Annotated in this window: 8 protein-coding genes, 2 tRNA genes and 1 pseudogene; 4 read left to right on the plus strand and 7 right to left on the minus strand. The window is 66.5% G+C overall.

Going from position 1 to position 12819, the window contains the following annotated elements:
• The first annotated feature begins 60 nt into the window (after positions 1-60).
• Complete coding sequence (locus tag FCN77_RS03875) at positions 61-789, plus strand: FadR/GntR family transcriptional regulator (protein ID WP_137321200.1); 729 nt, start codon at positions 61-63, stop codon at positions 787-789.
• A gap of 104 nt (positions 790-893) precedes the next feature.
• Here FCN77_RS03875 and FCN77_RS03880 read toward each other — a convergent pair.
• Positions 894-967, minus strand: a tRNA-Arg gene (locus FCN77_RS03880).
• A 278-nt stretch (positions 968-1245) separates the two neighbouring features.
• On the opposite strand from FCN77_RS03880, the gene FCN77_RS03885 reads away from it, so the two are divergent.
• Positions 1246-3078 carry a phosphoenolpyruvate carboxykinase (GTP) gene (locus tag FCN77_RS03885; RefSeq protein ID WP_137321201.1) on the plus strand — a complete coding sequence of 611 codons (1833 nt, stop codon included), beginning with the start codon at positions 1246-1248 and terminating at the stop codon, positions 3076-3078.
• A 114-nt stretch (positions 3079-3192) separates the two neighbouring features.
• Here FCN77_RS03885 and FCN77_RS03890 read toward each other — a convergent pair whose 3' ends face one another.
• The 4 genes from FCN77_RS03890 to FCN77_RS03905 form a co-directional block, all read right to left on the minus strand.
• On the minus strand, positions 3193-4353 hold the full coding sequence (locus FCN77_RS03890) for a globin domain-containing protein (RefSeq protein WP_137321202.1): 1161 nt from the start codon (positions 4351-4353) through the stop codon (positions 3193-3195).
• A 162-nt stretch (positions 4354-4515) separates the two neighbouring features.
• Positions 4516-4977: an Rrf2 family transcriptional regulator gene (locus tag FCN77_RS03895; RefSeq protein ID WP_137321203.1), complete on the minus strand. Its 462-nt coding sequence runs from the start codon at positions 4975-4977 to the stop codon at positions 4516-4518.
• A gap of 20 nt (positions 4978-4997) precedes the next feature.
• A complete protein-coding gene (locus FCN77_RS03900; protein WP_137321204.1) occupies positions 4998-5468 on the minus strand; it encodes a hypothetical protein in 471 nt (156 codons plus the stop codon).
• 8 nt (positions 5469-5476) lie between these two features.
• The gene (locus FCN77_RS03905; RefSeq protein ID WP_137321205.1) at positions 5477-6895 is read right to left on the minus strand and encodes a phosphomannomutase/phosphoglucomutase; all 1419 of its coding nucleotides are present in this window, start codon (positions 6893-6895) and stop codon (positions 5477-5479) included.
• 152 nt (positions 6896-7047) lie between these two features.
• Between FCN77_RS03905 and FCN77_RS03910 the strand changes: the two genes are divergently transcribed.
• The gene (locus FCN77_RS03910; RefSeq protein ID WP_137321206.1) at positions 7048-9237 is read left to right on the plus strand and encodes an ATP-dependent DNA helicase RecQ; all 2190 of its coding nucleotides are present in this window, start codon (positions 7048-7050) and stop codon (positions 9235-9237) included.
• A 95-nt stretch (positions 9238-9332) separates the two neighbouring features.
• Positions 9333-10775 (plus strand): MFS transporter, encoded by a 1443-nt coding sequence (locus tag FCN77_RS03915; protein ID WP_137321207.1) that lies wholly within the window; start codon positions 9333-9335, stop codon positions 10773-10775.
• Between the two features lie 43 nt (positions 10776-10818).
• Here the strand turns inward: FCN77_RS03915 and FCN77_RS03920 are convergent.
• Positions 10819-12407 (minus strand): annotated as a pseudogene (locus FCN77_RS03920) (phytoene desaturase family protein).
• A 118-nt stretch (positions 12408-12525) separates the two neighbouring features.
• Positions 12526-12613 (minus strand) — tRNA-Ser (locus tag FCN77_RS03925).
• Positions 12614-12819 lie beyond the last annotated feature (206 nt).

A 12819-nucleotide genomic window follows, 5' to 3' on the forward strand; every position in this document is an offset into this window, starting at 1 on the left:
CAATATTGTTTGCTGTGGGCCCTTCAACGGGGCGGCTCAGGACACTCGGTAAGGGGAACCATGACCACTTCCAGCGTTGCTTCGCAGGCCCGGTTCAGCGCCCAGGCACGGCTGCGCGCCCTACAGTCGGACATCATGGACCTCATTCTGGAGCGCGAACTTGAAGCGGGCGATGCGCTGCCCACGGAAAATGAACTGGCACTTGCCCTGGGCGTGGGGCGCAACACCCTGCGCGAGTCCCTCAAAGTGCTGCAGGCCCTGGGCGTGATCGAAATCCGCCACGGCTTCGGCATGTTCGTGGCGCCCAGTAATTTCGATGCCCTGACCGACGGGCTCACATTCCGCGGCAGGCTTTCTCTGCGCCACAAGGGCGGGGAGGCGCTGCAGCTGGTGGACGTGCGCCAGGCCCTGGAATCGGGACTCGTCGGCAGTGCCATGGATGCCATGACCTCAAGCCAGCTGGCGGCCGTGGAGGACTCGGTCGCCACGATGGAGCAGCTGGCCGCCGCGGGGGACGCCTTCGTGGAGGCTGATGCAGAGTTCCACCGCCGGTTGTTTGAGCCGCTTAACAATGAGTTGCTGGTCAACCTTCTGGGAGTCTTCTGGAAGGTCTACCGGCAGATCCATCTTGAGGTGGGCACAGGGGCCGAAGACCTGATGGAAACCGCGGCCATACACCGGAGGATCTTTGAGTCCGTTGCGGACGGTGACAAGGTCCAGGCCGCCGAAAGGCTCAACCGCCATTTTGACGGCATTCGCCAGCGCATTTCTGAAGCTATGGAGCAGTAGTCCGGCCCTGAGGGCGGCAGCAGTGGGCGCCGGACCGGCAGGCGCACGCATCGGAGTTAAACAAAAGATCCGCACCGGCGAACCAGTGCGGATCTCTATATCTGTGCGCCCAAAGGGATTCGAACCCCTGACCTTCTGTTCCGTAGACAGACGCTCTATCCAGCTGAGCTATGGGCGCATTCTCGGCTCCGGGAGTTTTTCGTTCACCCCCGAACCTCGAATTACTTTACGCGAGATGCTGCCGACTTCCAAATCGAAACATGTGTAATCTGCGCGACTAGACCGGTCTATGTGACCTTGCTCACAAAAACAAGAATTTTTGGGGGTGCTGTTCCTTGATTTTCCGCGGTTTTTGCTTTTCGGCGTCCAAGACATCCCATGTCTGACCCAAAAATTGCAGTGGTCTAGAGCCCTAGCATTTAGGACACACGACTGAACCCGAGGAAGGGAACCGCAATGGGCGATCTCGCACGACTGCCGCTGCTTGAGAAAGCACCCACCACACATGCTGGCCTGCTGGCATGGGTCGAAGAGGTTGCAGAACTTACCCAGCCGGACCGGATCCACTGGGTTGACGGTACGGAAGAGGAATACACCCGGCTCACGGGCGAACTCGTTGACGCCGGAACTCTGACCAGGCTGAACCCGGAGCTGTTCCCGAACTCGTTCGCCGCATTCTCCGATCCTGCGGACGTGGCGCGCGTTGAAGAGCAGACCTTCATCTGCTCCGAGAACGAGCGCGATGCCGGCTTCACCAACAACTGGATGGCACCGGCAGAGATGAAGCAGAAGCTTCGCAGCCTGTTTGCCGGCTCCATGCGCGGCCGCACCATGTACGTCATTCCGTTCGTCATGGGCCACCTGGACGCAGAAGACCCCAAGTTCGGTGTGGAGATTACGGACAGCGCCTACGTTGTCGCCTCCATGCGCATCATGGCCAATATCGGCACTGAGGTGCTGGACAAGATCACGGCGACGAACGCGTTCTTCGTTCCCGCCCTGCACTCCCTCGGTGCCCCGCTGGCCCCCGGCCAGGCCGACGTCGCATGGCCGTGCAACCCGGACAAGTGGATCGTGCACTTCCCCGAGGAGCGCTCCATCTGGTCCTTCGGCTCCGGCTACGGTGGAAACGCCCTCCTGGGCAAGAAGTGCTACGCCCTGCGCATCGCCTCGGTGATGGCCCGCGATGAAGGCTGGCTTGCGGAGCACATGCTCATCCTCAAGCTCACCTCGCCGGAGAAGAAGTCGTACTACCTGTCCGCGGCCTTCCCCTCGGCCTGCGGCAAGACCAACCTCGCCCTGCTTGATCCGACCATCGAGGGCTGGGAAGTCGAAACCCTGGGTGACGACATCACCTGGATGCGGATCGGCAAGGAAGGCGAGCTCCGCGCCACCAACCCGGAGGCCGGCCTGTTCGGCGTAGCCCCGGGCACCGGCTGGGGCACCAACCCCAACGCCATGCGCGCCATCGCCAAGGGCCACAGCATCTTCACCAACGTCGCCCTCACGGACGACGGCGGCGTGTGGTGGGAGGGTATGACGGACGACGTTCCGGCGCACCTGACCGACTGGCAGGGCAACTCGTGGACCCCGGATTCGGACCAGCCGGCCGCCCACCCGAACTCCCGCTTCTGCACGCCGATCTCGCAGATCGACATGCTGGCCGAGGAGTACTACAGCCCCGAGGGTGTGGAGCTCTCCGCCATCCTCTTCGGCGGCCGCCGCAAGACCACGGTTCCCCTGGTAACCCAGGCCCGTAGCTGGACCAACGGCATCTTCATGGGCTCCACGCTTTCCTCGGAGACCACGGCCGCCGCTGCCGGTCAGGTTGGCGTGCTTCGCCGGGACCCGATGGCCATGCTGCCGTTCATCGGCTACGACGCAGGCGACTACCTGAAGCACTGGATCAGCGTCTCAGGCAAGGCCAACCCGGAGCGCCTGCCCCACATCTTCCTGGTCAACTGGTTCCGCCGCACCGCCGACGGCGGCTTCGCCTGGCCCGGTTTCGGCGACAACGCCCGTGTCCTCAAGTGGGCCATCGAGCGTCTCGAAGGCAAGGCTGACGCCATTGAGACCCCGATCGGCTTCGTTCCGGCGGGCCACTCGCTGGACCTCACCGGCCTGGACCTGACTCACGCCCACGTGGAAGACGCCGTCCGCGTCGACCGCGAGGAATGGGACGCCGAGCTGGCCTCCATCGAAGAGTGGTACGCGAAGTTCGGTGACTCCCTGCCCGAGGCCCTGCGCTCCGAGCTCGAAGCCCTGAAGGAACGCATGGCTGACCACTAGCAGCCGGCACGGCAGCTAGCCAGGACGAACAGCTACAACGACGGCGGCGCCGCACCTTTTCCGAAAAGGTGCGGCGCCGCCGTCGTACCGTGCGCGAACGGACAATTAAGTCCCTTAAGAAGCCAGCCAGATGTCCGGGCCGAAGACTTCGTAGTGGATCTTCGTGGCGGGGATGCCCGCGTTGATGGCCTCGTTGCGGATGTGCTTCATGAACGGCAGCGGCCCGCAAAGGTACAGCGACGCATTTGCCGGCAGGTCCACCTCACGCAGGGACATGAAGCCGGCCTTGGAGCCGGCCTGCGGTTCCTCCAGCCAGAGCTGGAGGTCGGCGCCGTCGAGGCGTTCGACGTCGTCCGTCATCTGGCTGCGCAGGGCCCAGCTGTCCAGGTCGCTTTCGGCGTGCAGGACCAGGACCTGGCGGTCCGAGCCGGAGTCTGCGAGGGAGCGCAGGATGGAGGCGGTGGGTGTGCAGCCGATCCCGGCGGAGGCCAGGACGACGGGCCCGTCGCCTTCCTTGAGGGTGATTTCACCGTAGGGGTTGGAGATTTCCAGGATGTCGCCCACCTGGACGTTGTTGTGCAGGACCGGGGAGACTTCACCGCCGTCGTCCTTCTTGGTGGTGAAAGTGCGGCTCGTGCCGGCATCGCCGGACAGCGAGTACTGACGGACCTGGCGCAGTCCGTCCGGAAGCTGGACCTTGACGCTCACGTACTGTCCAGGGAGAGCGGGGGTGATGGGGGTGTCATCGGCGGGTTCCAAGGTAAAGGTCATGGAACCGGTGCCGGCGGTGGTCTTGGCGGCGACCCGCCACGGGCTCCACATCACGCCGTTGGCCTGTGCGGCGTAGAGGCCCTTCTCGAGCTTGATCAGCGCATCCGCCATGAGCCAGTAGACCTCGGTCCAGGCTTCGGCGATTTCGGGCGTGATGACCTCGGCCAGGTCCTCGGCGATGGCGGCGAAGAGGTGCTCGTAGACCACCTGGTACTGCGGCTCGGTGATGCCGAGGGACGCGTGGCGGTGGGCGATGCGGGCGAGCACGGTCTCCGGCAGGGTTCCGGGGTTGTTCACCAGGTGGGTGGCGAAAGCGGCGATGCTTCCGGCCAGGGCCTGCTGCTGGTTGCCGTTGCGCTGGTTGGAACGGCTGAAGAGCCCGTCCAGCAGTTCCGGATGGGCTGCGAAGAGGCGGGCGTAGAACTTGGGGGTGATTTCACCGATCCGGGAACCGACCAGCGGCAGGGTGGCCTCGATGACAGGGCGGGATTTGTCCGAGAGCATGTGTACTCCTGAGGTTAGGGCCCGGTACTTCCGTCCAGACCGCGTTCAATACATGTATTTGAAATACGAGTATTTATACCTAAGTTCTACACGGCGTAGAAGAGATATCAAAATCGGGCCTGCAAGTCGCGTGGGGCGTGAAGCTTGAGGGCCGTCCGGGCCTTAGGTGTTGGGGCGGAGGCTGGGGCGGAGACCGATCGCCTGGAACACAGGTGCCATCTGGCGGGTACCCGGGAGTGTGGCCACCACGATGTCGTCGAGTTCACGGTAGAAGGCTTCGCGGGCGCGGGCGAGTGCGCCGCGGAGGCGGCATTCGTTGATGAGCGGGCACTCGCCATTCAAGGAGTGGCAGTCGGCCGGATCGGCCCTGGTGTTCAGCTGCCGCAGGAGCTGGCCCACCGTGGCCCGGCGGCCGGCTTCATTCAGCCGGGAACCGCCGTTGCGTCCCCGTTCGACGTCGATCACGCCGAGTTCGCGGAGTTTTGCCATGGCCTTGCTGACGTGGTTGTACGGGGTACCAACGGCGTCGGCGATGCTCTGGGTGGTCAGCAGGCTGCCGTCCGGCGCCGCCGCCAGGACCATCATGGCGCGCAGGCTTACGTCCGCGAAGGCATTGATCTTCATGTCAGCAACCTATTGGCGGTCTAGTCCACCCAAATGGCGGGCTCGTTGGTGTCAGCTGCAAGTTGCCCGAACTCCCATTCGTGTGACTCGGCGTTGGGTTCGTAGGCCAGCACCGCGGCGAAAACAGAGCCGTCGCGGTGCTCGGCGGCAACGTGGATGGCATCTTTGTCCTCCTCCAGCAGGGTGATGTCGCAGACCACTGCCGCGGCACGGAAGTCGTCCCGGTTCTGGCGGAGCAGTTCGGTGAGGTCGCCGATCATCTCATCAGCGTCGAATTCGCCTTCGGAGCCGTCCTGGGCGTCCGCCGGGGCGACGGCGACGAGGCGCACCTCGCCGTCGTTCTCCACCACCAGCGCGAACGGCAGGAAGCCGCCATTGCGCCCCAGCTGTTCCTGTGCCGCGCCGACGCCGGTGCCCAGCAGGTTCTCCAGGTCAGTGGCCGTGGCCTCCGGCACCGAGTCCCGCCATGACGTCCCGCGGAGTTCAGTCATGCGGGGGCCTAGCCGTTCACCAGGGCCAGGACGCGGTCGCGGATGCGTTCCATGGTGGCCCGGTCCGTGGCTTCGCTGTTGAGGCGGAGGAAAGGCTCGGTGTTTGACGGGCGCAGGTTGAACCACCAACTGCCGTCCCGGGCGGTGAAGGTGCTGCCGTCCAGCAGGTCGATTTCGACGTCCTCGCCCGCGAAATCGGCCCTGACACGCTCCACGGCGCCGGTCTTGTCTTCAATTTCGGAGTTGATCTCGCCGGAGGAGACATACGGCTCGTATTCGTGGCCGAGCTCGGACAGCGGGCGGTCCTGCTCGCCGAGGGCAGCCAGGACGTGCATGGCGGCCAGCATGCCCGTGTCTGCATTCCAGAAGTCGCGGAAGTAGAAGTGCGCGGAGTGCTCGCCGCCGAAGACGGCGCCTTCCTCTGCCATGACGGCCTTGATGAAGGAGTGCCCCACGCGCGTGCGGACCGCGCGGCCGCCGTCGTGCGCCACGAGTTCCGGCACGGCCTTGGACGTCAGCAGGTTGTGGATGATGGTGGGCGTTTGTTCGCCCTGCGCCTTGGCGCGGGCGATCTCCCGGCGGGCAACCATTCCGGTGATGGCCGACGGCGAGACCGGGTTGCCCTTTTCGTCGATGACGAAGCAGCGGTCGGCGTCGCCGTCGAACGCCAGTCCGATGTCGGCGCCGTGTTCGATGACGGCGGCCTGCAGGTCCAGCAGGTTTTCCGGCTCGAGCGGGTTGGCCGGGTGGTTCGGGAAGGAACCGTCCAGCTCGAAGTACAGCGGAATGATCTCGAACGGCAGCTTGGGCAGCAGTGCGTCGCCCAGTACCGCGGGAGTGGTCAGGCCGGCCATGCCGTTGCCGGCGTCGACGACGACCTTCAGCGGGCGGGATCCGGTGAGGTCCACCAGGGTGCGGAGGTACTCGGAGTAGTCCTTGAGGACATCGTGGACGCCGATGAGGCCGCGGGTTCCCGAAGCGGGGATGGATCCGGCGTGAAGGTAGTCCTCCGCGCGGGCCTGGATTTCCTTCAGGCCGGATTCCGAAGAAATCGGCTGGGCGCCGGCCTTGGACATCTTGATGCCGTTGTACTCGGCCGGGTTGTGGCTGGCAGTGAACGTGGCTCCGGCTGCGTTGAGCGCACCGCAGGCGTAGTAGAGCTCGTCCGTGGAGATCAGATCAAGCAGCTGGACGTTTGCTCCGCGGGTGGCGGCCCCGTTGGCGAAGGCCTTGCTGAATTCGGGGGAGGACGGGCGCATGTCGCCGCCCACCAGGACCGTCTGGCCCTGGAGGTTCAGGACATCGACGAATGCGGCACCCACGGCCTCGACGATTTCGGCGGTTATGGAGTCGCCCACAATGCCGCGGACGTCGTAGGCCTTGAACGATGCCGAAAGGTCAAAAATCTTTGTCTGGTCGCTAGTCACGCATTCCATCTTACGGTGCAGCGCAACGGGGCTGTGGAGGAACAGTTGCGTTACGCGGCCGCGCCGTACCGGCGCGGCAAAAGGGGGCCGCCTGTCCACATGGCCCGAACCTGAACTTTCCGGGTGTCAGAGGGGGCTGGGATACTGAAGCAATGGCCAATAACCAGAATGCTGCAGTCCTTCCCTCCTCCGCCAACCCTGCCGCGGGTGAAACCGGAACCAGGGACCAAGCGCTGGAGGTGCTGCGCGAGCTCGTGGGACACCCCGAGGCCCGCTTCCATGACGGCCAGTTCGAGGCAATCGAAGCCCTGGTCGACGGCGGCCGCCGTGCGCTGGTGGTCCAGCGGACCGGCTGGGGAAAATCGGCCGTCTACTTTGTGGCTTCGCTGCTGCTCAGGCGCCGCGGCGCGGGGCCTACACTCATTGTTTCGCCGTTGCTGGCGCTGATGCGGGATCAGGTGGCAGCCGCGGCCCGCGCGGGCGTGCGGGCCGTTGCCATCAACTCCGCCAACCAGCTCGAATGGGATACGGTCCGCGAGCAGCTGGCTGCGGATGAAGTGGACGTGCTCCTCGTTTCCCCGGAGCGGCTCACCAATCCTTCCTTCCGGGAGAACCAGCTTCCGGAGCTGACCCGCCGCACCGGGCTCCTGGTGATTGACGAGGCACACTGCATCTCGGACTGGGGCCATGACTTCCGCCCGGACTACCGGCGCATCGCGGACCTCATCACCCAGCTGCCGGACACCGTGCCCGTGCTGGCCACCACCGCGACAGCCAACTCCCGCGTGGTCCACGACATCGAGGAACAGCTGGGCGAGGGTGTGCTGACCATCCGTGGCGCCCTGGGCCGTGAGTCGCTCCGGCTCGGCGTCCTGAACCTGGCGAACTCCCGGGACCGGCTCGGCTGGCTGCTGACCCACCTGTCAGACCTGCCGGGCAGCGGCATCATCTACACCCTCACCGTCTCCGCTGCCGAGGACACCGCGCGGCTGCTCGCCGAAGCCGGCCACGAGGTGCTCGCCTACACGGGCCGCACTGATCCCGCGGACCGCGAACGCGCGGAGCAGCTCCTGAAGGACAACCAGGTCAAGGCACTGGTGGCCACCTCGGCCCTGGGCATGGGCTTCGACAAGCCTGACCTGGGGTTCGTGGTGCACCTGGGCGCACCGTCATCGCCAGTGGCCTACTACCAGCAGGTCGGCCGTGCCGGGCGTGGCGCGGCCAACGCCGATGTCCTGCTGCTGCCGGGCTCCGAAGACCGCGACATCTGGCAGTACTTTGCTACCGCGTCCATGCCCTCGGAAGACAAGGCGGCTGCGGTCCTTACCGCGCTGGCAGAGGCCGGCACCGCTGTGTCCACCGTCGCCCTGGAAGCCCGCGTTGACCTGCGGCGTACGCCCTTGGAGCTGTTGCTGAAGGTCCTGTCCGTGGACGGCGCAGTGGAACGCGTTGGCGGCGGCTGGCGCTCGACGGGCCAGCCCTGGACCTACGACGCCGAACGCTACACCCGCATCGCCGAAGCCCGCGTGGATGAGCAGGATTCCATGGTGATCTACCAGGACACCGCGGGCTGCCGGATGGAGTACATCACCTCCGTCCTGGACGACGAGACAGCGCATGCCTGCGGCCGCTGTGACAACTGCGCCGGGCGCTGGTTCCCGGCGGACATCGCGTCGGCGGCGACGGAGGCCGCAGGACAGACGCTGAGCCGGGCCGGCGTTGCCCTGGAGCCGCGACTGCAGTGGCCCAGCGGAATGGACCGGCTTGGCGTGACGGTGAAGGGCAAGATCAAGCCGGACGAAAGCCTGGCCGAGGGGCGGGTGCTGGCCCGGCTGACGGACCTTGGCTGGGGCGGTGCGCTGCGCGAAGTCTTCGCTTCCAGCGCAGCGGACCGGGAAGTTGACCCGGCCATGCTCCAGGCCTGCGTCCAGGTCCTCCGCGAGTGGGGCGCCGGAAACGGGCGAAACCCCGGGTGGAGCGGGGCCGGCCGTCCCGCAGCCATCGTCAGCATCCCGTCACGCAGCAAGCCTGCCCTGGTGGACTCGCTGGCGCGGGGCATTTCCGGGATTGGCCGCATACCGTATCTTGGCCAGCTGCAGCTGGAGCACGGCGGGCCCACCGGCGGGCGCGGGGGCAACAGCGCCTACCGGCTTGCCGGGGTCTGGGAGCGGCTCGCGGTGGGACCGGAACTGGAAGCAGCGTTGGCCGGTATCCAGGGCCAGAGCGTCATGCTGATCGACGACCTCACGGACAGCCGCTGGACGGTCACCGTTGCCGGCCGCGCCTTGCGCCGGGCCGGCGCGGGCGCCGTTCTTCCCCTCGTTCTGGCACAGGCCGGATAGCGGGTTCCCGGCGGGGGCCGCGTAAGGGGCGGACTTATTCTGGTACCGGCCGAGGCACGCCTATAGGATCGACGAATGAGTCCAGGTCAGGAGCCATGAGCGAATCCCAGAGCGACGCCGCCGCGGCCCGGCCGGAGTGGCAGCCCAGGCTGGCCCTGCTGGTGGCCGCGACTTTCTTCATGGAGTTCCTGGACGGCACTGTGCTGACAACGGCCATCCCCAGCATCGCGGCAGACTTCGCGGTGGCCCCCGCGGACGTCAATATTACCATGACGGCCTACCTCATGACCGTGGCCATGGGCATCCCGGTAAGCGGGTGGCTGGCCGAACGGGTGGGCGCCCGGGGGGTCTTTTGCGCTGCCATCGCGGTGTTCACTGCGGCCTCGCTGCTGTGCGCCCTGAGCCAGGACCTCACCATGCTGACCGCCAGCCGCGTCCTGCAGGGCGCAGGCGGGGCCATGATGGTCCCCGTCGGGACGCTCGTGGTACTTCGCCGGACTCCCAAAGAGGACCTGCTGCGGGCCACGGCCTATCTTGTCTGGCCGGGCCTCCTGGCCCCGGTCCTGGCGCCGCTCGTGGGCGGAGCGCTCACCACGTTCCTGTCGTGGCACTGGATCTTCCTGATCAACATTCCCTTGGGCCTGGCCGCGTTCATTGCCGCCCTTCGCCTGGTTCCCAAGGGCGCGGGCGACCAGGCCCGGCGTCTTGACTGGTTCGGGCTGCTGCTGACAACGGCCGGCGTGGGCGCCCTCGTCGTGGGGCTCGAACTGGCCACCGCACACCCCTCGGGGCCGGGCGGGGCGATCTCCATGGCTGCAGGCATCGCCTCGATTGCCGGGGCGGTTCTGTGGCTCAGGCGCACCAGCAATCCGCTTTTCCAGCTGAATGTTTTCGCCACGCGGACGTTCCGGGCAACATCCACCGGCGGGTTCATCTACCGCCTGACCATCAGCGCCGTTCCGTTCCTGCTGCCGCTGATGTTCCAGGACGGTTTTGGCTGGGACCCGCTGCATGCCGGCATCATGGTGGCCGCGGTATTCGTCGGTAACATCGGCATCAAACCCGCCACCACACCGCTTATCCGCAGGTTCGGTTTTAAGCCCGTCCTTGTCTTCGCATCGCTCGCCTCCGCGCTCACCTTTGCCCTGTGCGCCCTGCTCGACGCCGGGACCCCGGAGCCGCTGATCTTTGCCCTGCTGGTCTGCAGCGGGGCATTCCGCTCCATCGGCTTCTCCGCCTATGCCTCAATCCAGTACGCCGACATCGTGCCCGGCCAGCTGCCGTCGGCCAACGCAATTTCGGCTACCCTGGTCCAGCTGGCGGCGGGCGCGGGCATTGCCGTCGGCGCCCTGTTCCTCCGGCTCTTTGCCGCGCCGGGAGCCTTCGGAGCCGACGCCGTTGCGCCGTACCGGAGCGCGTTCCTGGCCATCACGGTGCTGATGCTCCTCAGCACCGCGGACAGCCTGACGCTGCACCGGCAGGCGGGTGCCGACGTCAGCCGCGGGCGTTCCCCGTCACCGAGGGCAGCAAGCTCCTAGGCCTGCAGCCTCCCGGGCCCCCGGGGCGTGCAGCCGCCTGGTTCTAGGATTCCAGCACCGCCATGGCCGCATTGTGGCCCCGATGGCGCTCACAGCCCCGCCGCGGCGTGCGCCCGAACCGCACAGCAGGATCCGCGGATCGTCGGTTGCCACACCCCACCGGCGGGCGGGCGTATCCAGCTGTGCGTCGTCCTCGGCGAACGGCCAGTCGAGGCCGCCGTGGAAGATGTTGCCGCGGGGCATGCCCACTGCGTGCTGGATGTCCAGGGTGGTCTTGGTTTCGATGCACGGGGCACCGTCGGCGCCTGTCAGCAGCAGCTCCTCGATAGGCTCCTCGAGTACCGAGTTGAGGGATTTCAGGACGGCGCCCTGCAGCGCCGCCCGCATGTCCTCGTTGTTCTCTTCGGTGACCAGCCGGTCCGGCACGTGCAGTCCGAACACAGTCAGGGTCTGCGCGCCGGAAGCCTGCAGCGCCGGCGAGAGGATGGTGGGATCGGTCAACGAATGGCAGTAGATTTCGCACGGCAGCGGATCCGGGACTGTGCCCTGCTCTGCTGCCAGATAGGCGTCGTCCAGCTGGGTCCAGGATTCGTTGATGTGGAACGTGCCGCCGAAGGCCGCCTCCGGGCTGACGCTGCGGTCCAGCAGCCGCGGCAGGCGCTTCAGCAGGAGGTTCACCTTGACCTGGGACCCTTCCCGCCGGTGGTTCGGGTTGGCGGGCTCCCCGGCGCTGCTTCCACGCAGCCTGTCCAGGACCGCGGGCGCCACGTTGGACAGCACCCAACCCGCGGAGACCGAATGTTCCCCGCCGCCATGGCGGTAGTGCACCGAGCCGCCGGACCGGACGGCCGTGACCTCGGCAGACGTCACGATGGTGGCGCCTGCTTCCCGGGCGGCGCGCTCGAGCTCGCCCGAGACCGCCCCCATCCCGGCGATGGGAACATCCCAGTCACCGGTGCCGCCGCCCAGGAGGTGGTACAGGAAGCAGATGTTCTGCTGGAGGTCGGCGCTGTCCGCCCTGGCAAAGGTCCCGATCAGCGCATCGGTCAGGACCACGCCGCGCACCAGGTCGCTGTGCAAGCCGCTGCTGATGGCTTCGCCGATGGGCCGCTCGATCAGCGATTCCCACGCATCCCCGGCTCCGGCCGCTGTGGCGAGCCGCTTGGCCTCGGACCGGGAGAGCAACGGGGACGTCATGGTGGGCCACAGCGCGCCTGTGAGCTTCCTGCACTCCGCGTAGAAGTGTCCAAAGGCCTCTGCCTCGGTGGCGGGCGCCCCCACCGAAGCAAACGACGCCGCAGTTGCCTCCGCGTCACCGTTGTCGATCAGCAGACCCCGGCCGGGACTGGCCGGGTCCGGTGTATACGAGGAGTAGCGGCGGCGGGCCAGCCGGATCCGCAGACCAAGGTCGTCGATGATTTCCTGCGGCAGCAGGCTCACCAGGTAGGAGTACAGCGAAAGCCGGGCGTCGACGCCGTCGAACGCCCGTGCGGATACGGCCGCACCGCCGGCGTGGTCCAGTTTCTCCAGCAGCAGCACGTCCCTGCCGGCCCTGGCCAGGTAGGCCGCCGCCGCCAGGCCGTTGTGTCCGCCGCCGACAATAACCACGTCATGATTGCTGCTGCTCGCCATCTGGCCATCCTGCCACCCTGTGCACTGTCGACGCGGGACGCAAACGCAGAAGGCTCCGGGAAACACAGACAGCCCTTGGGAACGCAAAAGGCCCCGGTCCAGGGACCGGGGCCAAACGCGGAGACGGGGGGATTTGAACCCCCGGTGGAGTTGTGCCCCACACTTCATTAGCAGTGAAGCCCATTCGGCCGCTCTGGCACGTCTCCAATTGCTATTCCTAGCCCACCAAGGATACGCAGAACGGGGCATTCAGTGCAAAACGGCGCCATGCTCACGGCGAACGGGGCCGCCGTGAGGCTAGACAATATGAAGTGTGGTGCAGTTCCTGCCCGTCCGGGTCGGCCATTATCGCCGGGCCGGTCCCGGCAGCGCCGGCTTGGGTGTAACCCGTGCCGTCCGTGTGGTGGGCGGC

This window comes from Arthrobacter sp. 24S4-2, assembly GCF_005280255.1.
GTDB lineage: Bacteria > Actinomycetota > Actinomycetes > Actinomycetales > Micrococcaceae > Arthrobacter.

Coding starts and splice junctions, on each gene's coding strand:
- FCN77_RS03895 (WP_137321203.1), bottom strand. CDS start 4,977: ATGAAGATCAATGCCTTCGCGGACGTAAGCCTGCGCGCCATGATGGTC.
- FCN77_RS03915 (WP_137321207.1), top strand. CDS start 9,333: ATGAGCGAATCCCAGAGCGACGCCGCCGCGGCCCGGCCGGAGTGGCAG.
- FCN77_RS03885 (WP_137321201.1), top strand. CDS start 1,246: ATGGGCGATCTCGCACGACTGCCGCTGCTTGAGAAAGCACCCACCACA.
- FCN77_RS03890 (WP_137321202.1), bottom strand. CDS start 4,353: ATGCTCTCGGACAAATCCCGCCCTGTCATCGAGGCCACCCTGCCGCTG.
- FCN77_RS03875 (WP_137321200.1), top strand. CDS start 61: ATGACCACTTCCAGCGTTGCTTCGCAGGCCCGGTTCAGCGCCCAGGCA.
- FCN77_RS03900 (WP_137321204.1), bottom strand. CDS start 5,468: ATGACTGAACTCCGCGGGACGTCATGGCGGGACTCGGTGCCGGAGGCC.
- FCN77_RS03910 (WP_137321206.1), top strand. CDS start 7,048: ATGGCCAATAACCAGAATGCTGCAGTCCTTCCCTCCTCCGCCAACCCT.